The organism is Tangfeifania diversioriginum, assembly GCF_900141875.1.
Classification (GTDB): domain Bacteria; phylum Bacteroidota; class Bacteroidia; order Bacteroidales; family Prolixibacteraceae; genus Tangfeifania; species Tangfeifania diversioriginum.
In genome coordinates, this window is the sequence record NZ_FQZE01000017.1 from 89,586 (window position 1) to 111,649 (window position 22,064).

12 protein-coding genes are annotated in these 22,064 nt (G+C 44.3%); 6 read left to right on the forward strand and 6 right to left on the reverse strand.

Translation table 11 applies throughout. From position 1 onward, the window contains the following. Position 1 precedes the first annotated feature (1 nt). The 4 genes from BUC07_RS11965 (at position 2) to treY (ending at position 10,154) form a co-directional block, all read left to right on the forward strand. Entirely contained in the window at positions 2-1,993 is a 1,992-nt protein-coding gene (locus BUC07_RS11965; protein ID WP_073169723.1) for an alpha-1,4-glucan--maltose-1-phosphate maltosyltransferase, read from the forward strand. Positions 1,994-2,004: 11 nt separating this feature from the next. Further along, entirely contained in the window at positions 2,005-5,322 is a 3,318-nt protein-coding gene (gene treS / locus BUC07_RS11970) for a maltose alpha-D-glucosyltransferase (protein ID WP_073169725.1), read from the forward strand. A gap of 29 nt (positions 5,323-5,351) precedes the next feature. Beyond that, the gene (gene glgB / locus BUC07_RS11975) at positions 5,352-7,337 is read left to right on the forward strand and encodes a 1,4-alpha-glucan branching protein GlgB (protein ID WP_083578227.1); all 1,986 of its coding nucleotides are present in this window, start codon (positions 5,352-5,354) and stop codon (positions 7,335-7,337) included. A 132-nt stretch (positions 7,338-7,469) separates the two neighbouring features. Beyond that, positions 7,470-10,154 carry a malto-oligosyltrehalose synthase gene (gene treY / locus BUC07_RS11980; RefSeq protein WP_073169728.1) on the forward strand — a complete coding sequence of 895 codons (2,685 nt, stop codon included), beginning with the start codon at positions 7,470-7,472 and terminating at the stop codon, positions 10,152-10,154. A gap of 209 nt (positions 10,155-10,363) precedes the next feature. Here treY and BUC07_RS11985 read toward each other — a convergent pair whose 3' ends face one another. Then, positions 10,364-12,634 (reverse strand): inorganic phosphate transporter, encoded by a 2,271-nt coding sequence (locus tag BUC07_RS11985; RefSeq protein ID WP_073169730.1) that lies wholly within the window; start codon positions 12,632-12,634, stop codon positions 10,364-10,366. A gap of 211 nt (positions 12,635-12,845) precedes the next feature. On the opposite strand from BUC07_RS11985, the gene BUC07_RS11990 reads away from it, so the two are divergent. Continuing rightward, positions 12,846-13,886 carry a sensor histidine kinase gene (locus BUC07_RS11990; protein ID WP_073169732.1) on the forward strand — a complete coding sequence of 347 codons (1,041 nt, stop codon included), beginning with the start codon at positions 12,846-12,848 and terminating at the stop codon, positions 13,884-13,886. A 94-nt stretch (positions 13,887-13,980) separates the two neighbouring features. Then, positions 13,981-14,679: a response regulator transcription factor gene (locus BUC07_RS11995; RefSeq protein WP_073169734.1), complete on the forward strand. Its 699-nt coding sequence runs from the start codon at positions 13,981-13,983 to the stop codon at positions 14,677-14,679. A gap of 1 nt (position 14,680) precedes the next feature. On the opposite strand, the gene BUC07_RS12000 is transcribed toward BUC07_RS11995, so the two are convergent. From BUC07_RS12000 to BUC07_RS12020, 5 genes are all read right to left on the reverse strand, one after another. Beyond that, positions 14,681-15,283: a hypothetical protein gene (locus BUC07_RS12000; protein WP_139279559.1), complete on the reverse strand. Its 603-nt coding sequence runs from the start codon at positions 15,281-15,283 to the stop codon at positions 14,681-14,683. Between the two features lie 3 nt (positions 15,284-15,286). Then, positions 15,287-16,741: an RNA polymerase factor sigma-54 gene (gene rpoN / locus BUC07_RS12005; protein ID WP_073169739.1), complete on the reverse strand. Its 1,455-nt coding sequence runs from the start codon at positions 16,739-16,741 to the stop codon at positions 15,287-15,289. Positions 16,742-16,802: 61 nt separating this feature from the next. Beyond that, the gene (gene asnS, locus BUC07_RS12010) at positions 16,803-18,239 is read right to left on the reverse strand and encodes an asparagine--tRNA ligase (RefSeq protein WP_073169741.1); all 1,437 of its coding nucleotides are present in this window, start codon (positions 18,237-18,239) and stop codon (positions 16,803-16,805) included. A gap of 245 nt (positions 18,240-18,484) precedes the next feature. Beyond that, positions 18,485-19,837 carry a Gfo/Idh/MocA family protein gene (locus tag BUC07_RS12015; RefSeq protein WP_073169742.1) on the reverse strand — a complete coding sequence of 451 codons (1,353 nt, stop codon included), beginning with the start codon at positions 19,835-19,837 and terminating at the stop codon, positions 18,485-18,487. A 41-nt stretch (positions 19,838-19,878) separates the two neighbouring features. Continuing rightward, positions 19,879-21,414, reverse strand: coding sequence for an SUMF1/EgtB/PvdO family nonheme iron enzyme (locus BUC07_RS12020; protein WP_073169744.1), 1,536 nt, complete (start codon positions 21,412-21,414; stop codon positions 19,879-19,881). Between the last annotated feature and the right edge of the window lie 650 nt (positions 21,415-22,064).

Genomic DNA, 22,064 nt, shown 5'->3' on the forward strand with positions numbered 1-22,064 from the left:
TATGAATGGACAACAACGTGTTTTTATAGAAAATATACAGCCGCAGGTCAATTGCGGCGATTTCCCGGTGAAGCGGGTAATTGGTGACACAATAAAAGTTTCAGCAGATATTTACTGCGACAGTCACGATGTGCTGAGCGCCGAAGTGCTGCATAAATTTAAGGTCGATAAAGAGTGGAAAGCCGCAGAAATGGAGTTTGTTATCAACGACAAGTGGAAGGCTGAATTTACGCTTGATTCCATCGGTTCCTATTTTTATACGGTGCGGGCCTGGGTCGATCATTTTAAATCGTGGCACCGCGACATCCTCAAAAAAATCGATGCGCAGGTGGACATTGATGTCGATTTGCAGATTGGCGCCAACCTCATTCAGGAAGCGCTGGAGGAACACGAAACAATGGCCGAAAAAGAGGCTGCTTTTCTAAAAAAAGTGCAAAAAGAGTTTAACTCTGATGCGGTTTGGGAAAAGAAAATCGGATCTGTACTCGACGGGAAATTGTACCGCACGATGGTGAAATACCCGGTGAAACAACACGTATCGCAAATTGAAAAAAATTATGAAATAACGGTTGACCGGAAACGCGCCAGCTTCAGCAGCTGGTACGAAGTTTTTCCACGTTCCTTGAATCCGTATGGCGAAAAGCACGGCACATTCAAAGATGTTATTGACTTTTTGCCGTATGTTTCTGAACTGGGTTTCGATGTGCTGTACCTGCCGCCTGTTCATCCCATTGGCGAAACCAAGCGGAAAGGGAAAAACAACAGCGTAACGGCGCAACCCGGGGAACCCGGTTCTCCCTGGGCCATTGGCGGGAAAGAAGGCGGCCACAAATCCATTCACCCGCAACTTGGCATAATGGACGAATTTAGTGAACTGATTAAGAAAGCAGAAGAGAAAGGAATTGAAATTGCCATGGACATCGCGTTCCAGTGTTCGCCCGATCATCCCTGGGTGAAAGAGCACCCGGAGTGGTTCAGGCACCGGCCCGACGGCTCGCTCCAGTATGCCGAGAATCCGCCGAAAAAATACGAAGACATTTACCCGCTTAACTTTGAAAGCGATGACTGGAAAAACCTTTGGGAAGAACTGAAAAGCGTTTTTCTTTTCTGGATTGACAAAGGCGTGAAAATTTTCCGGGTGGATAATCCGCACACCAAGTCGTTTAACTTCTGGGGTTGGGCCATCAGCGAAATCAAAAAAGAGCACCCCGATGTGATATTCCTGGCCGAGGCATTCACCCGCCCCAAAGTGATGTACAACCTGGCTAAGCAGGGATTTACGCAGTCGTACACCTATTTCACCTGGCGCAATTCGAAATACGAATTGGAAACCTACCTCAACGAACTGGTGAATTCCAAAGCCCGCGAATTTTTCCGTCCCAATTTCTGGCCCAACACGCCCGATATTTTACCCGAATTTTTGCAGGTGGCCAACCGCGCCGGCTACATTCAGCGGCTAACACTGGCCGCCACATTGAGTTCCAACTACGGAATTTACGGGCCGGCCTTCGAACTGATGGAAAACGAACCTGCAGCCCCAGGCAAAGAGGAGTATCTCAACTCGGAAAAATACGAGATTAAAAACTGGAATTTCGACGACCCCAAAAGCCTGCGGAAAATTATAGCGCGGATGAACCAAATTCGCCATGAAAACACAGCGCTGCAAAACACGCATTCACTGAAATTTCATAAAATTGATAACGACGCGCTGGTTTGTTACAGCAAGGCATCGGACGATCTCAGCAACATCATTCTGGTGGTGGTGACCCTCGATCCGCACCACACACATTCGGGCTGGCTCCACTTTCCGCTCAAAGAGTTTGGAATGCATGAACACGACTCCTACCAGGTTCACGACTTGATAAGCGGCGCCCATTTTCTTTGGAGTGGGGAGCACAATTTTGTGGAACTGGACCCCGGCGTGATGCCTGTTCATATTTTTAAAGTTCGCAAAAAAGTACGTACCGAAAGAGATTTCGATTATTTCATGTAAAACTGAAAACTATGCATAAACAAGATACAAAAAGCTGGTACAAAGATGCGGTTATTTACCAGGCCCACGTGCGTTCGTTTAAAGACAGCAACGGCGATGGGATTGGCGATTTTAAAGGGCTGATTGAAAAACTGGATTACCTAAAATCGCTGGGCGTGACAGCCATCTGGATTTTACCGTTTTACAAATCGCCGCTGAAAGACGGCGGCTACGATATTGCCGATTTTACCCATATTCATGAAGATTACGGCACGATGGCCGATTTCAAGCGGTTTATCCGCGAAGCACACAATCGCGATTTGCGTGTGATTACCGAACTGGTTTTGAATCATACATCGAGCGACCACAAATGGTTTCAGCGGGCACGCAATGCAAAACCCGGCAGCGTTTACCGCGATTTTTATGTGTGGAACGAAACCCCCGATAAGTACAACGACGCACGGATTATTTTTCAGGATTTCGAAATTTCAAACTGGTCGTGGGACCCGGTGGCCAAAGCCTACTACTGGCACCGGTTTTACTCGCACCAGCCCGATTTGAATTACGATAACCCGAGTGTGCATAAAGCGGTTTTTAAAGTACTCGATTTCTGGTTTAAAATCGGAATCGACGGGCTCCGGTTGGATGCGGTGCCCTATTTGTACGAACGCGAAGGGACCAACTGCGAAAACCTGCCCGAAACACACGCATTTCTGAAAAAACTGCGGAAATATATCGACGAGAATTACGAGGATAAAATGCTGCTGGCCGAAGCTAATCAGTGGCCCGACGATGCATCGGAATATTTTGGAAAAGGCGACGAGTGCCACATGTCATTTCACTTTCCGCTGATGCCACGCCTCTACATGTCCATGCGCATGGAAGACCGTTTCCCGCTCATCGACATTCTGGAACAGACTCCCGACATTCCCGCTAACTGCCAGTGGGCTATTTTTCTGCGAAACCACGACGAGCTGACGCTGGAAATGGTTTCGGACGAGGAGCGCGACTACATGTATAAGTCGTTTGCACAAAATCCGAAACAGCGAATCAACCTCGGTATCCGCCGGCGGTTGGCACCGCTGCTCGACAACGACCGGAAAAACATCGAGCTGATGAACATCCTGCTATTTTCGATGCCTGGGACGCCCATTGTTTATTACGGTGATGAAATTGGAATGGGCGATAATTATTACCTTGGCGACCGCGACGGCGTGCGCACACCCATGCAGTGGTCAGCCGACCGCAATGCCGGTTTCTCGTCGGCCGAACCGCAGCGGCTGTTTCTGCCAATAATTTTTAACCACGATTACCACTACGAAACCGTGAATGTGGAGAACCACGAAAAGAACCCGACCTCCCTGTTGTGGTGGATGCGGCGCGTGATTGCCAAACGGAAACAGTACCGGGCATTCAGCCGTGGCGACATTCAGTTTATCGATACCAGCAACAGCAAAATACTGGCATTCACCCGTACTTACAACGACGAAAAAATACTGGTCATTATTAATCTTTCCCGTTACTCGCAGCAGGCCGAACTCGATTTGTCGGAATACGAAGGCTATGTTCCCACCGAGGTTTTCAGCCAGAATAAATTTGCGATTATCGGGGAAGATCCCTACATATTTCCTATGCAGTTTAAAAACTATTTCTGGTTTGAATTGCGCAAACAGGAAGAAGACGAAGTGATTGAAACCTTGTCGCCCGATCATCAGCTGGTACTTTCTTCCAAAGAATGGAACAAAATGCAGGGAACCACCAGAAATTCGCTCGAAAAGCTGATGCGCAGTTACGTGCGTAAAAACCGCTGGTTTCGAGGCAAGGCAAAAAAAATTAAAGCCATCGACATCAAAAATACCATTCCGTTTTCTACCGGAAACCTGAACTCGTACATCGTAATTATTGAAACAAAGTATATTGAAGGCAAACCCGAACAGTACGTCATACCGATTTCAATAAAAACAGGCGAAATTATTGCCGATGTGAAATTCAAGCACCCCGAGGCGATGATTGCCTATGTGGAAGTGGATGGTCACGAAGGCGTGATGTACGACGGTTCGTATAACCAGGAAGTGCGCGATATTTTCCTGCAACTGATTACCCAAAAGGGAATGCTGAAAACCCGGAAGGGTAGTATTGTGGGAGTACCCGGCAAAAAAATGAGATCGAAGGTGAAGAAAAGCGAACTGCCGCTCAACTCGCGTGTGCTGCTGGCCGAACAGTCGAACACCTCGATTCTTTACGACAACAGGTTCTTTTTCAAGATGTACCGCAGTCCGGAGGAGGGCAACAACCCAGAGCTGGAAATCATAAAAACACTGACTGAAAATACCCGTTTCCGCAACTTCCCGACTTTTGCAGGCGCACTGGAATACCGCGAACCCAATGCTGAAAGTTCGGCACTCGGTATTCTGGTTGATTTTGTTCATAATGAGGGGAATGCCTGGGAATTTATCCAATCGTCCATCGACCGGTATTTCGACCGGATAATCGAGGACAAGGAATACCTGATGAGCGACAAACCGATTGACTCCACCACCGATTTGGTGGAACATGTGGGCGAAGAAAAGATGCGCGACCTGCTCGGGCCGTTTTTCATAGAGATGATTGAACTGCTCGGCAAGCGCACTGCAGAAATGCACCTCGCGCTCGCTTCGGTTGAGAGCAAAAAAGAGTTCAAGCCCGAACCGTTCTCACTGCTTTATCAGAAATCGCTTTACCAGTCGTTCCGCACGCTGATTAAGCGGACGTTAAACGACATGAAATCATCGAAACGGAAACTGAACGAAGAGCAAATAGCACTGATTGACGACATCATCGACAATGAAAGTCTGCTGCTGTCAACGATTAAGCATACGCTCGAGAAGAAAAAAATTCACACTTCAAAAACGCGTGTTCATGGAGATTACCACCTCGGGCAGGTGCTGTTTACCGGGAAGGATTTTGTGATTATTGATTTTGAAGGCGAGCCAACCCGCTCGCTCACAGCCCGGAAACTGAAACACTGCCCGTTTAAAGATGTGGCCGGAATGCTGCGCTCGTTCCACTACGCCATTTACATGGGGCAGCTCGAGAACCAGTCGAAGATTCCGGAAAGTGCCGATCTGCTGAATCCCTGGCTTGAAGCGTGGTACGAAATTGTACGTAAAACATTCATCGACAGCTACCTCGAAACAGCCGGCGATGCATCATTTATTCCCAAAGAAGAGCGGGAAATAAACGATCTGCTTTCGGTATATACCATCGAAAAAGCCATTTACGAAGCCGATTATGAATTCAATAACCGGCCCGACTGGCTGCACATTCCGTTGAATGGACTGAAAAAAATCCTCGATGATTTGGTGGAATAATTATTCTGAAACCGATTAAAAATATGAATATGAGTAAAAAAGAAAATAAATCAGGTTTAAATAAAGAAGTTCAAAAAGAGGAAGCCCAAATTCCTGAAACCGGCAATGCGGTGCAGGATGTGGTGGAATTTATAACTGAATACGACATTTACCTTTTCAGAGAAGGAAAGCATTTTTCGCTGCAGGAAAAACTGGGGGCTCACGTGATGGAATTGAAAGGCGTGAAAGGCACCTTTTTTGCCGTGTGGGCACCAAATGCCGATTCGGTTTCAGTTATCGGCAATTTTAACGGATGGGTGAAAGGTGCCCACCATTTGAAGCGCCGCAAAGATGAATCCGGCATCTGGCAGGGATTTATTCCCGCTGTGGGGAAAGGGGAAGCTTACAAGTATTTTATCCGGTCGCAGCACAATAATTACGCCGTTGAAAAGGCCGACCCCGTGGCGTTTTACAGCGAGCAGCCGCCCAAAACAGCCTCGGTGGTGTGGGATTACAATTACAACTGGAACGATAAAAAGTGGATGAAAAAGCGGAAAAAGACCAATGCCCTCGACAGTCCGTTTTCCGTTTATGAAGTCCACCTGGAATCGTGGCGACGGAAGCCCGAAGAAGGCAACCGTCCGTTGAGTTATCCCGAACTTGCCGAAGAACTGACTGCCTATGTCAGGGAAATGGGGTACACTCATGTGGAACTGATGCCGGTTACAGAATATCCGTTTTCGGGTTCGTGGGGGTATCAGGTCACCGGCTTTTTCGGGCCTACCAGCCGGTTCGGAACGCCGGATGATTTTATGTATTTTGTTGACTACATGCATCAAAACGATATTGGCGTGATTATGGACTGGGTGCCTTCCCATTTCCCGGGCGACCAGCACGGGCTGCACTTTTTTGACGGCACCTACCTGTACGAACACCAGGATCCGCGTAAAGGTTACCACCCCGACTGGAGCAGCTACATTTTTAATTACGGACGCAACGAAATTCGGAATTTTCTGATTAGCAGTGCCCACAGCTGGATGGAGCGTTTTCATATCGACGGAATCAGGGTGGATGCCGTAGCGTCGATGCTTTACCTCGATTATTCGCGGGAAGACGGCGAATGGATTCCCAACGAACACGGCGGGCGCGAAAACCTGGAAGCCATTCAGTTTCTGCGCGATTTGAATGAATCGTTGTACACCCGATTCCCCGACATTCAAACCATTGCCGAGGAGTCAACCGCCTGGCCAATGGTGACCCGACCGGTTTATACCGGCGGACTGGGGTTTGGCATGAAATGGAACATGGGTTGGATGCATGATTCACTGAGTTATTTTGCACATGAGCCGGTTCACCGGAGTTATCATCACAACCAGATGACATTCAGTATTATGTATGCCTTTAACGAGAATTTTATGTTGTCGCTTTCGCACGATGAGGTGGTACACGGAAAAGGCAGTCTCATCAACAAAATGCCCGGCGACGACTGGCAGAAGTTTGCCAACCTGCGTGCGTTGTTTGGCTACATGTTTGCGCATCCCGGCAAAAAGCTGCATTTCATGGGAATGGAGCTCGGCCAGTGGAACGAGTGGAACCACGAACGCAGCCTCGACTGGCACCTGCTCGATTTCGACAATCACAAAGGATTGCAGTTTTTCATGAAAGACCTGAACAGCGTTTACCGGCGGTTTCCGGCATTATATGAAAATGATTTTTCAGGAGAAGGATTCAAATGGATCGATGCCAACGATTCGAAAAATTCCATTTTGAGCTTTGTGCGTTACGACAAGAAAAAAGAGCATCCGGTAATTGTGGTGGTGAACCTGACTCCGGTTCCGCGGCACAACTACCGGATTGGTGTGCCGGAAGATACCAAGTGGCTGGAAATTCTGAACAGCGATGCCACACAGTATGGCGGAAGCGGCCAGGGAAATTTTGGCGGCGTGGCAGCCAACCCGGTTCCTTTCCACGGTGAGGAGCAGTCGATTAATGTATTGCTGCCACCACTGGGAGTGGTAATGTTTGCGGCCCCCTAAATCCCCCAATTGGGGGACCTTATCCCGCTTCGCGGGATTATAATGACAGAAAAATGACTTGATTGCATGTTTCACAATTTTTAAAATCCAATTCTTATTTTTCCCCTATGGGGGAACAAAAGGGGGCTTCTTATGTATAATCCAATATCAACTTACCGTTTTCAGTTTAATAAAGAATTTACACTGAAGGATGCCGAACAATTGATTCCGTACCTGCAGAAATCGGGCGTAAAAACCATTTATGCTTCGCCGGTTTTTGAGGCGGTGAAAGGCAGTACGCACGGTTACGATGTAACCAACCCGTTGCGAATTAATCCTGAAATTGGAACGGAACAGGATTTTGAAAACCTGGTTGGAAAGTTACATGAAAACGGAATTGGCTGGGTGCAGGACATCGTGCCAAACCACATGGCCTTTTCGCCCGAAAATCCGTGGATTTACGATGTGTTGGAAAAAGGCCGCGATTCTGCTTTTTACAATTTTTTCGACATTCAGGAAACCCACCCGGACGAAAACCTGAACGGGAAACTGATGCTGCCATTTTTCGGAAAACCGCTCGAGCAGTTGATTGAAGACGGAGAACTGTCAATCGGTTTGGATGAAAACGGGTTCAGGCTGAATTATTTTGATAACTGTTATCCGCTGTCGGTTCCGGCGTATCCAAAATTACTGGATGCCGAAAACCGGGTACACATTCCGTTAACAGTGGCTGCATTTCTGAATGCGGAACGGAATATTCGCAATTTTGATGAGTTGCGGCAAAAACTGGTGGCGGATTATTCGGAATCAATTAAAACAAAAGAATATGTTGATGATTGCCTGCACACCGCAAACAGTGATTCGGAAAGGCTGAAAACAATTATCGATGCATTATATTATTATCCGTCGTATTGGAAAGACACCGAAACCAAAATTAATTTCCGCCGGTTTTTCACCATCAACGGGCTCATTTGTGTAAACATTCAGCATGAACACGTTTTTGAAGCCACCCATAAACTGATTGCCAACTGGGTGAAAAATGGGTTGGTTGACGGCGTGCGCATCGATCACATCGATGGCTTGTACAATCCGGGCGAATACCTCGAACGTTTGCGAAAACTGCTGGGTGACAAAACCTACATTGTAGTGGAGAAAATTCTGGAGAAAGATGAGGAGATTCCTGCCGACTGGCCGGTGGAGGGAACCACAGGCTACGATTTTCTGGGGATGGTAAATAACTTGCTGACCAATCCCGAAAAAGGCCCGTTTTTCTATGAATATTACAACGAGTGGATCGATAAAACCGACGATTTTGAGGATGTGTTTTACAAGAAAAACAGCTTCATTTTATACCACCGGCTGAAGGGGGAACTGGACAACCTCACCCGCGAATGCATATCACTCAGTGCTGTTATGAAAACAGAAACTGATGAAAAAATACTTAAAAAAGCCATCGGTGAATTCCTCGTTTTTTGCCCGATTTACAAGATTTACCGTTCGCCTTCAAAATTTATGGATCACGAAAAATCGATGGTGCGCGAAATTATTGGGCAGGCAGCTGAAAAAAATCCGGCGCTTGAAAAACCCCTCCTGCTGCTGGAAGATTTGTTTCTGTTGAAGCTGCCCGGCATGGAAAATGAAGTGCCGCAAACCGATCGTCTTTTCAGGCACTGCATGCAGTTTACCGGTCCGCTGATGGCCAAGGGAATTGAGGACACGGCGTTTTATTCGTACAACCCGTTTATTTGTCACAACGAAGTGGGCGACTCGCCGTCGTATTTTGGTATTCGCACGGAAACGTTTCACAACTATATGAAAGAGCGGTTCGAGAAAATGCCGCTGACCATGAATGTCATTTCAAGCCACGACACCAAACGCGGCGAAGATGCGCGGGCGCGGCTGAATGTGCTCAGCGATGTGCCGGAAGCATGGGTGGCCGCCACCAAAGAATGGCACAAACTGAACCGTGACTTCAAACAATTTGACGGCAACAAAGAGATCCCGACTCCCAACGACGAATATCTGATTTACCAGGTGTTGTGTGCCCATTTTCCGATGGATGCAAAAATCGATGAATCATTTAAAAAGCGACTGGAGGAATACCTGGTGAAGGCGATGCGCGAAGCAAAGGTCAACTCATCGTGGAGCGACCCGGATGAGTTTTATGAAAATGAAACCATTGCATTTGTACGAAAAATCCTTTCACCCGATGCAAAATTTCCCGCGAGTTTGAAACGGTTCATGGAAGAAATCATTCCGCACGGAATTACCAATTCCATTACGCAACTTATTCTAAAAAATACCCTCCCCGGAGTTCCTGATACTTTTCAGGGGACAGAAAAGTGGAACTTAAGTTTTGTGGATCCTGATAACCGTCGGGAAGTTGATTTTGAACAGTTATCGGCTGACCTGGATTGGATCATCAAAAATTACCAAACCGATGCCGCCAATCTGGCTGAAAGTTTGTGGCATCAACCGTTGGATGGCCAACTGAAACAGTGGATGAACTGGCTGACGCTGAATGAACGCAATCAATATCCGGATCTTTTTCAGCAAGGAAGCTACACTCCGTTTAAAGTTTCAGGGAAATACAAAAAGCACATCATTGCTTTTTCCCGGAAGTTTGGCCATCAGCATTTAATAGTCATATTGCCACTGAATACGGCAAGCATGCCAGCCAATCCTGACTGGGAGGATACACTGGTTGAACTTCCGGGAACGAACGTTCTCGCGCTGGAAAACCGGTTAACAAAACAAACACTTGAAGCTGAAAAAGCTTTGAATGTGGAAGATTTGTTTGATGTTGTTCCGTTCGGGTTTTTGAGGAATCCAAAATGAATTTTAAAGCAAGATAAATCTGAGAATCCTGGAATTTAGAGTATTTCCAAATTGCTTTTTTTTGCGATTTGCATATTGGAATTTCATTGTCATCACCTCATTGTGCCCAACAAAATTGGGTGGATAACCGAAATGACAAAACATGATTAACACGACACTCGATTAATTCTGATGGATGCCCTTTTGAAAATTTCAGTTTCTGAATATTTTCAATCCCGCTCTTTCATGGTAACCGTAATAAAATCGCGGTGCGATTTGAGCAGGTTAATGGCGTGCAGCAACATATTTTTAGTTTCTGTTATGGTGTTGAAATAGAGCATCGAGTTGCGGGTATTCACCTCTTTGGCTTTAATTCGCTTGATTTGGGCAATTTCCATTTTTTCCAGATCCTGTAATATTTTGTCGCGCAGCTCAATGAGTTTTTCAATTTCGTTAAACTCGTTCTCTTTTATAATATTCAGTGCAAAGTTGAAGAAATGATCCACTTTTTCTTTCAGTGCCTGCATCTCTTCGGTTTGGGCTTTTATGAATGGTTTATGCTGATTGTCGAGATGCTCAAAAAGTGGTTCGGTAAGGAAATTGAGCGAGTGGGCCAGTTCGCGCTGGTAGTCAACCACCTGAACGTAAAAGTGCCCTGAATCTACGTTTTCCTCAATTTTTGAAAGGGTGTTCAACACCTTGTTTTTCTTTTTCTTTGCTTTTTTATTCAGGCTATCTTTAACTTCCAGGGCATCCTTTAGTTTCGATCGGTTTTCTTTCAGGAAATGTTTAATACTGTCGTCGTAAACTGTACTCGCCTGCACAATTGACTTGCTCACCTGTTTGATGCATTTTTCCATTACTTTGTCGGTGGCATCTTTTTCGGTAATTGCCTCTTCTTCATCTTCCAGGCTTTCCTGGCTTCTTTTCTTAAATAGCAAATGCGTGCGGATAACCATAAAAATGGCAATAGCAACGAATACGAAAATCATAAATTTTCCGCCAACGGAGATTAAGGAAGCAATTACAGCTGAAACAGTAAAAGCAAGTATAGCTGTTAAAAACCAGCCACCAATTACTGAAAATACGCCCGATACACGATACACTGCACTTTCGCGGTCCCATGCACGGTCGGAAAGGGATGTTCCCATTGCCACCATGAAAGTTACATAAGTGGTTGAAAGCGGGAGTTTTAAAGAAGTTCCAATTGCAATTAAAACACTAGCAACTACCAGGTTAACTGCCGCCCTAATTTTATCGAAAGCGGGTGCGTCAGGATTAGTGGCATCGCCGGCAGGGGGCGGAGTAAAACGGGCCTGAATTGAATCAATCATCGAGGAAGGCATAATGCTTCTTATGCCCCGGTTAAATTTGGTGGTTCCACGTACAATTACCCTGGCTGCAAGCGAAGAGTTAAACCGCTCGGTACCTTCGCTTTGACGCGATAAATCAACCGAAGTAGTGACAACCGATTGTGCTTTTTTCGATAAAATTAATGTGACAATCATGATTAAGCCGGCTATTCCCAGCATGAAAGTGGGGGTATCTACTTTTCCTGCAAGCATTTCCATGGTGAATTCATCAGGTGAACCTGCGCCTCCGGCTACCCAGGCTTTAAACGAGTTAAACCCAGCCAGCGGCACACCTATGAAATTTACCAAATCGTTACCTGCAAAAGCCATTGCAAGTGCAAAAGTTCCTACCAAAACAATTAGTCTTAGTATTTTAATTTTGAATAACCAACTCAGTATTTGTAAAATTATAACCCAAAAGATAAAATTATAAAGAAGTATCAGTCCGGTGTGGGTGGCAACCCAGTCACCAAATCGTTCGCCGCTTGGCACTGTCATTTCGGCAAATGCAGAACCGTTAATTCCTTTGATGAGAATGAAATAAACAATGGCCGAAATGGCCAAACCCCCGAAAATTGAACCGAAATATTTCATTCTTTTCCGGTAATTGAAAGTGAAAATAAACCGCGTAATATACTGTATTATAGCGCCTACGGTGAAGGCAATAAAAACCGAAAGTAGAATTCCGGTAATAATGGCAAGTGCTTTTTCGGAGTTGATATATTCTGAAAGCTCGAGAATGGTACCGCCCATCATTTTAATTTTAACGATAGAAACAGCCACAGCCGAACCCAGTAATTCAAAAACAATGGAAACCGTGGTGGAGGTGGGCAACCCAAATGTGTTAAACAAATCGAGCAGGATAACATCCGTAATCATTACCGCAAGGAAAATGACCATGATCTCGGAAAAAACAAACATGTCGGGGTGAAAAATTCCTTTCCGGGCAACTTCCATCATGCCGCTGGAAAAGGTTGACCCAATAAGTACCCCAATGCCAGCCATTAAAAAAATGAGCCATTTGGGGGCTGCTTTCGAACCAAATGCCGAATTCAGAAAATTGACGGCATCGTTACTTACTCCAACAACTAAATCAGAAATTGCAAGTGCGAAGAGGATTACTACAATGATAAGGTAAAAATTTTCCATTATCTAAGTTTTACGGGCAATAATTTTTGGTGCGAATTAAACCTTTAAACTCCACTAAAATATTAAAAAATCATTAAGTTACAATGAATTTACTGTTAAACGATATGAGCCTAATTTTTTATATTTTTGAAGCCGCAAACAAGTTGGAAATCAATCTGATTATTAAAACTGTTTTTGCAATAAACAGTATCATCTTATAAAAAGGGGATTTATGAAAACGTATTCTTCGAAAAGGTTAACAACCTATATATCAGTTTTGTTGACATTGTTGTTGGCTGTTTTTCTGCTTTTAACGTGGTGGCTTGGGCCGGCAATCTGGATAATTGCGCTGTTTACCGTTGCCTTTTTTCTGGTTTCTTTTTACTCTATTCTTTTTGTTGTGAACCGGTATATTTTAGATAAAATCCGCCCGGTTTACAAAGCCATAAAGGATATGCCGCTTAGCGGGAAGAAAATGGAAGAGAAACCCGCAGACTCGGCCAACCTTCTTGCAAATGTAAAATCTGAGGTGGAAGAGTGGGCCCGGACACAAATGAAAGAAATTGAACGGCTGAAAGAGCTGGAACGCTACCGTAAAGAGTTTGTGGGGAACGTGTCGCACGAACTTAAAACGCCTATTTTTAATATTCAGGGGTATATTCTCACGCTGTTGGAAGGTGGCATTGAAGACGATAAAATTAACATGCTCTACCTGAAACGCACCGAAAAAAGTATCGACCGGATGATTTCGATAGTCGAAGATTTGGAGTCGATAACCAAGTTGGAATCGGGTGAATTAACATTGAAGATGGTTAGTTTCGATATTGTAAAAACAGTGAAAGAAGTGCTGGAAATGGAGCAGTGGCAAGCCGATGAATGGCATATTTCACTCGAAATTATCAATAAACCGTCCAAGCCAATTTATGTAAAAGCCGACCGTAACCGGATACTGGAAGTGTTGACAAACCTGGTGGTGAATGCTATTAAATACGGTAAAAAAGGAGGTTTTGTTCATGTCTCGTTTCATGACCTCGATGAGAACATTATGGTTGAAATTACCGATAACGGTATTGGCATAGAAAAGAAAAACCTGCCGCGCGTTTTTGAGCGTTTTTACCGTGTAGATAAATCACGATCGAGGGAACAGGGCGGAACCGGGCTCGGTCTTTCAATCGTAAAACACATAATTGAAGCACATAATCAATCAATTAATTTGCGTAGTGTTGTGGATCAGGGAACAACTTTTAACTTTACACTTGAAAAAGCCAAATAATAACAATAAATTTGTTTATTGTAAGCTTAAAGATTTATTAATCTCACTGCAAAAAAGAATCAACTACTTATACAGTTCGTAATACTTTTATCTCATGACTGAAAATAATTTTAAAATTCTGCTGGTTGATGACGAAATCGATATTCTCGAATTCATCAGCTACAACCTCGAAAAAGAAGGTTACACCGTTTACACTGCGCAAAACGGGCACGATGCCATTAAAATGGCCGAGAAAAAACAACCCCATTTGATTATTCTGGACGTAATGATGCCCGAAATGGACGGGATTGCAGCCTGCGAAGAAATTCGCAAAATTCCTACGCTCAACAATACCATTATTGCCTTTTTAACCGCCCGCGGCGAAGATTATTCGCAAATTGCCGGGTTTGAGGCTGGTGCCGATGACTATATTTCCAAGCCTGTGCGGCCCAAAGTGTTGATAAGCCGAGTAAAAGCTTTGTTGAAACGCACCGGCGAAAGCGGCCCGGTTACCTACAACAAAGATTCCAATACAATGACCATTGGTAACCTGCTCATCGATAAAGAGCGTTACCTTATTCGCATTGACAACGAAGAAATGGTTCTTCCGCGTAAAGAGTTTGAGCTACTTTCGTTGCTGGTTTCAAAACCCGGGAAAGTGTTTACCCGCGAAGAGATTTATTCATCGGTTTGGGGCGAAAATGTGGTAGTTGGCGATCGTACTATTGATGTTCACATACGCAAACTGCGCGAAAAAATTGGAAGTGCGCACATTAAGACCCTGAAAGGCATCGGGTACAAATTTGTAGAGTAAATTAAACGAAAAAAATTGTCAGGTAAACGATTAAAAATCCCAGAATATAACCTGTCGCAATTTGTGGCAGGTTATTTTTTTCGAGCATTAACCGTGAAGTTCCGGTCAACCCCGATGCCAAAATCAATACTAAAATTGGGATAAACGGATTTATACCTGTGCGAAACGCGATAGCGAAAACAACCCCGGTAAGGCTTCCCAGGGCGGCCATGTGGGCACTGATTTTCCATTTCAGCGACAGGAGCAAAATGGCAATAATTACCAGGACTGATGCTAATAGGATGACCTTAAAAATGGGGAAGGCTTTTATTCTGCCGAGCAATAAGAATCCCAGGTAATAAAAAATTCCCGTAAAAAAAAGGGCCATTATGCGGTCGTTGTTTTTCTTAAGCGACAGATCAAAATTAGACCGGAGTGCCAAAAGAGCCACTCCAATCAGGGGTAAAACCGCTGTGGTGAAAAACACTACCAGTAAAACGTAGCGTTGGGCTTCCCATGATAAAAATGAAAAATAAAACCCGGAGTTGAATAGCAATACAAATCCCAAGGTGGGTAGTAGAACCGGGTGGAAAAGAATGGATAGTATCTGAGCTGCTTTTTTCAATATTTAAAGTTTTTTGCGCAGGCGGGCAACCGGAATATCCAGCTGCTCGCGGTATTTGGCAACGGTTCTCCGGGCAATATTATACGATTTGTCTTTCAGTATCTGGGTGAGTTTTTCATCGGTCAGGGGTTTGTGTTTGTCTTCGTTTTCAATACATTCTTTCAGGATCATTTTTATTTCACGGGTGGAAACTTCTTCACCGTCATTCTTTTGTAATCCTTCGGAGAAGAAATATTTTAACGGGTAAATACCAAAGTGGGTCTGAATATATTTACTGTTCGACACCCTTGAAATGGTTGAAATATCGAGCCCGGTCCTTTCTGCAATATCTTTCAGAATCATGGGGCGCAGTTTGGACTCGTCGCCTTCCTTGAAAAATTCTTTTTGAAAATCGATAATTTCCGACATGGTGTGCAAGAGCGTGTGGTTGCGCTGCCTGATGGCATCGATAAACCACTTGGCAGAGTCAAGCTTTTGCTTCACAAAAAGCATGGCCTCTTTCTGGTTTTTCGATTTATTTTTGTTTCGTTCGGCCAGCGAGCGCATCATTTCAAGGTAGGTGTCGTTGATTTTTAAATCAGGAACATTTTGCTGATTTAGCGAAAGCTGAAGTTCGCCATCAACATTATCGAGCAAAAAATCAGGAATTATATGCTGATTCGATTTATTGAGCGGATTGCTGTACGAGCTGCCCGGTTTTGGGTTCAGCTTCAGTACCTGCCCAATTCCTTCTTTCAGATCTTCTTCCGACAAGTCCAGCTTTTTCTTGATCTTTTCGTAGTGCTTGCGGGTAAATTCATCGAAAAAATCTTTTACAATAGTCCTGGCCAAAACATGCGAACCATTTTTTTTGCGGTCCAGTTGCAGTAAAAGGCATTCGCGGAGGTCGCGGGCACCAATCCCCGGTGGGTCGAGTTGTTGAACGATGCGGAGTATTTCAAGCAGTTTTTCTTCCGGAACTTCCAGGTTCAGGTTGAAAGCCAGGTCGTCGCTGATTGAAAGCAGGTCGCGCCGCAGGTAGCCATCGTCGTCAATATTTCCAATAATGTATTCGGCCAGTTTCTGGTCTCCTTCCGGAAGGCTTATCATGCTCAGCTGCTCGCGCAGGTTTTCGTGGAAAGTGGCACCCACCGAAAAAGGAATTTCAACGTACTTGTCGTCTTTTGAGTAGTTGTTAGCCGAGGTTTTATAGGAAGGGATATCATCGTCCTCCTCATTAATGTAGTCGTCGTACGAAAACTCATCGTTATCCCGGTCTGTTTCCGATTCTGAACTTTCGTTGTCCTCGTTGTCGTCCGGTGAGTCCGACTCATATTCCAGCACCGGGTTTTCTTCCAGCTCTTTTTTAATTCGTTGCTCGAGCTGAATAGTAGGGATTTCCAAAAGCTTTATCACCTGAATTTGCTGTGGTGAAAGCTTTTGCAGCAACTTTTGTTGTAACGAAAGTTTTTGCTCCATATCCCTTTTTAGTTATCTCCGTAAAATTACTATTTTTTCGAAGGACTTCAAGCATGCCGGTTCAGAATTCTGCACTTTTGGGAGTCCGCGGGAAAGCAATTACATCGCGAATATTTCCCATTCCGGTAACAAACTGTACAAAACGCTCGAAGCCCAGTCCGAAACCGCTGTGAACTACACTTCCGTACCTGCGGGTGTCGAGGTACCACCACATTTCCTCTGCCGGAATATTCATTTCGTCCATGCGTTTTTCCAGTTTTTCGAGGCTTTCCTCCCGCTGCGAGCCACCAATAATTTCGCCAATTTGCGGGAACAACACATCCATTGCCCGAACTGTTTTATCGTCGTCGTTTTGTTTCATGTAAAACGCCTTAATGGCTTTGGGGTAGTCGGTTAAAATAACCGGGCATTTAAAATGTTTTTCCACCAGGTAGCGTTCGTGTTCGCTTTGTAAATCAACGCCCCAGTCAACCGGGAACTGAAATTTTTTCTTTTTATAAGGTTTTGAATTTTTCAGAATATCAATAGCCTCGGTGTATGTAATGCGCACAAATTCGCTGTTCAGCACAAATTCCAGTTTCTCAACCAAATCCATCGAGCGTTGCTCTTTGGGTTTGTTTTTCTCTTCCTGGCTCAGCCTGTTGCCTAAGAACTGCAAATCGTCGCGGCAATTATCCAGCGCGTAACGGATGAGGTATTTTAAAAATTCTTCTGCCAGGTCCATATTATCTTTCAGATCGTAGAAAGCCATTTCAGGTTCAATCATCCAGAATTCGGCCAGATGGCGTGTGGTGTTTGAATTTTCTGCCCTGAAAGTGGGGCCAAAAGTGTAAATTTCACCCAGTGCAAGTGCCCCAAGTTCGCCTTCGAGCTGTCCTGAAACTGTGAGGTTGGTTGGCCTGCCGAAAAAGTCTTTGCTGTAATCGGGCTTTCCCTCTTCGGTAAGTGGCGGGTTTAACGGGTCGAAAGTTGAAACCCTGAACATTTGGCCGGCTCCCTCAGCATCGCTGGCAGTAATTATTGGCGTGTGCAGGTAATAAAAACCTTTTTGATTAAAATAGTTATGTATAGCAAATGCCATGGCATGGCGCATCCGGAAAACTGCTCCAAATGTGTTGGTGCGGAAGCGGAGGTGTGCATTTTCGCGCAAAAATTCGAGCGTATGTTTCTTCGGCTGAATCGGGTATTTTTCGGGATCTGCTTTTCCCAAAAGTTCAATTTTTTCGGCTGCCAGCTCCACATTCTGGCCACTTCCCTGCGATTCGGTAAGTAATCCTTCAACTGCCAGGGCGGCTCCCGTGTTTATTTCACGCAGCAGGTGTTCGTCAAATTTTTCAGTGTCGGCCACAATCTGCAGGTTATGAATAGTTGAACCATCATTTAATGCAATAAAATTTACGTTTTTACTGCCGCGTTTTGTTCTCACCCATGCTTTTACCAGTGTTTTTTCACCGGTTTTTCCGTTTTGAAGAATGTCCTTGATTTTCAGTCTTACCATGGTTCAACTACTTTTTGTGATATTTTTTAAAGTGTTTTGATTGTAAAGGGTACAAAAGTAAGTTTTTATGGTTATAAATGGAAAATGGTTGTGGCAATTTTTGGAGATTTGAAGAATTAATAAAATAAAAAAACTATCCGTCGGGTGACGAATAGTTTTTTACCAATTTGATTGATTATTTTCTCGATTTAAATTTCAGTTCTGAACTTTAGTTCTGCCGAAATTAAATCGTTTTGTAGCATTTATCAGCCTTCTCCTGGTACAGGTATTTTTGCTTTTTCGATGTAGCCAATGTCGCCCATGATGTAGGTGTCCGGTCCGAGTTTCAGGTCGGAGTTCATCATTTCTTCAAAGGTTACTTCTTTTCCGGTATATGCTGAAACCCTTCCCATGATTGCTGCCATAGTTGAAAGGGCAGTCTGTTCGGCATAATTCATCGCTATGTCCTCGCGGATGGCGGTAACAAGGTTGATGTGTTCCTGCACATAAGGACTGGTTTCATGATCTTCGAAAGTGGCAATGTCATTGCCCTGGTCATCAAAGATGCGGGCGGTACCTCCCTGTGATGATGTGGCCATTGCTTTTGTTCCGTGGAAAAGTTCGTAAACACCATTTGAACAACCGTTTATCTGGCGGCAGGTGCTAAGTATTTTTCTTCCGTCGTCGAGTACAAAATCAACGGCAAAGTTATCGTACTGGTCGCCGGTTACCCTGCGTTGCCTTGAACCGAAGCCCAATGCTTTTACCGGGTATTTCCCCATGTACCAGTGTGCCACATCGATGTTGTGAACGTGCTGTTCAACAATGTGGTCGCCCGACAACCAACACCAGTTTACCCAATCGCGAATCATCCATTCCATTTCGCTCCAGTCGGGATTGCTGTTACGGTACCAAAGTTGTCCGCCATTCCAGTAAACATCAGCCGATACGATGTTTCCAATCGCGTTATTTTCAAGCTCTTTCAGCAGGTTAATGTATTTGTGCTGGTGACGGCGTTGTGTTCCGGTAACTACTTTCAGCCCTTGTGAGTCGGCCATTTTTGATGCAGAAATTACCTGGCGAATACCAACCGGGTCAACAGCAACAGGTTTTTCCATGAAAACGTGTTTTCTTGCTTTCACGGCAGCTTCGAATTGCTCAGGGCGGAATTTTGGTGGAGTGGCAAGAATAATAACATCAACACCGGCATCGATTACTTTTTCATAAGCATCGAAACCTACAAAACATTTTTCATCAGGCACTTCAACACCTTTTTGTTCTTTCAGTTTGTTTTGAAGGTCGTCAATACGATCCTGAAAAACATCGCCTAAGGCAACAATAGTAAGATTTGGTCCGGCATCGAGGAAGTTCATGGCAGCACCTGATCCGCGGCCACCGCAGCCAATTACACCAGCTTTCAGTTCCTTTCCGTCCGGGGCGGTTTGCCTCAGCGGAGGATGAACAATTTCGTGTGGTTGCCAATCGTAGTTACCACCACCTGATGACGACCCGCCACCTGATGTACAAGAAGATAAGGTTCCAACTCCCATAGCTCCGGCAGCACCTACTGCGGCTGCTCCGGCTAAAAATTTACGTCTCGAAAAATTATTTTCACTCATAACAGATATGTTTTTAGTTGAATTTAGGATTCTAAAAATAGTTATTTTTTTCCGGTTTTCTCATCAAATTCGCAAACAACTCTAAAACTTATATAATTACAGTCGGATAACCACCAGATACTTTTTGGCATTTGCGGGTCGGTTTTCAGCCATTCTTCGGTTTTTGTATAATCGCGTGCAGCGCTTCTTACTTCTCCTGCAGGGCTTCTAAACGATCCGCCCCGGATTACCCGTTCTTCGCCTGATGCAGGGCCTTTTGGATTTACCGCTCCATCAGTAATTTTTTCGTAAGCGTTTTCAGCATACCAGTCAGAACAATATTCGGCTGCATTCCCCAGCATGTTTTTGAGTCCGTACGGATTGGGTTCAACCAAATCGGGCTTTTCGGTTTTTCCTGCACTGTTCCCAGCGTAAACTACATAATTATTAATAATGTCACTTTCTTTTCCAAATATCTTTCCGAAGAAACCTTTTTGAGAGAAGTTTTTGGGTTCTCCTTCAAAGAAGAAGGGGGTTTCTGTACCTCCCCTCGCCGCGTATTCCCATTCGGCTTCTGTGGGCAGTCGGTATGTTTTTCCGGTAACTGCAGATAACCATTTGCAGTAAGTTTCGGCTGCATGGTAAGTCATAGTTATGGCAGGCCGTTTGCCCAATCCCCAGTTTTGGTCGGGTTGGCCATAGGGCGGAGTAGGTCCTGAAATGGCATCTACTTCATCATCTTCGGTGCGTGAGCCTTCGGTATCGGTTGAGCGGCCTTCAGCAGCAGTGGCTTCGTAAAATGCGAGGAACTCATCCCATGTCACTTCCACCTCGGCCATAAAAAACGGACTAACTTCTACTTCTTTCTGTGGCCCTTCGTCAGGTTCCCGCATTTGTTCTTCCTGGGGGCTGCCAATTTTAAATGAACCACCCGGAATGGCCTTCATGTTGAAAGCGATGGTTGTATTTGGTACTGTTTCGGTAAAATTTTCATGTTGGATGACCTGGGCCGGCTCGGTGAATACTTCAAGGTTTTCGCCGCCCGTGCTTCCAAATTCTACATTTTTGGCATGCAGTGCATTGGGATCGTAGTGGCCAACATGCAGGTGGCAGTTGATGCAGCGTAGTTCGTCTTCTTTTTGAGAATAGTAAAGGTGGGCATCCTGTCCTTCTTTTGTTAACGTGAGCGGGAATAAATTTTGATGGCAATGCGTGCACGATTCTTTAAAAACATGGTGTTGTGCATATTCCAGTGTCGATTTTTGTTCCCAGTTGTAATCGGCGCTGTCTTTAAATACCACGCCGTAAACATCTCTTGCGGCGGCTATCATTTTTTCTTTCAGGTACCCTTCTCCTTTGGGTGGAAGGTGGCAGTCAACGCATCGTGCCTGAAACCCCGATGGATTATCGTAGTGTGTAGATAATTTCCATGAGTCGAAAACATGTGGGTGCACATGGCACATCTCGCACGATTCGTTAGTTGAGGTATATTCCAGTGCCTTATTGGTGTAAATGGTAAATAGCAATCCAATTACAAATCCTGCAAAAAGCACAAGCAGCAACTTCTTTCTTAAGTATTTCCCCAGTTTCTTCAGCATTCTTTAATGGTTTTGTAAATTACAGGCTGTATAATTTCATCAAAAATCCCAAAAATAATAATTTCCTGAAGTATTGATGAGCGATTGATGCTTTTAAAGCTTATTTAGAACCAATCAAATTTCATCATGGCAATGCAGTTGCCGTTTATATTAACCTTCTGACGTTGTACTTAACAATTCTACCCAACGGATAAAGTGAATTTTTTTGTGCTGTAAAACATATTTATTTCAATCCAACTTTTCATAATATAATCTAACCTGTTTAATTCATGCGTTTAGTTTGATGTAGATGCGAGGCGTCGGAACCCGCAGACATAGTTATTTATTTCAAGGGTTTCGCAACGAAGCAGATGCATTAAAATAAACGCACTTGTGAAAAATATTTTTCTTTGGTCTGTTTTACAAATCATTTACAAATAGCATTTTACCAATTCAAAAATATTTTTTATGTTATCATCCTCAAAAACTTTGTTTTCTTAACAAAATTTTAGATCCATTTTTTTAAACATTAATATTCGTGCTATAATTTCTTCACCGGTTTTTGTAACCCTATATCTAAAAGTTTTGGGAAGTTTAGTGACTATTTTATGTGCACGAAGTTTAGCTATTAACCTTGATGTTTTCCCTCTTAGTTTCCTGATGTTGTTAAG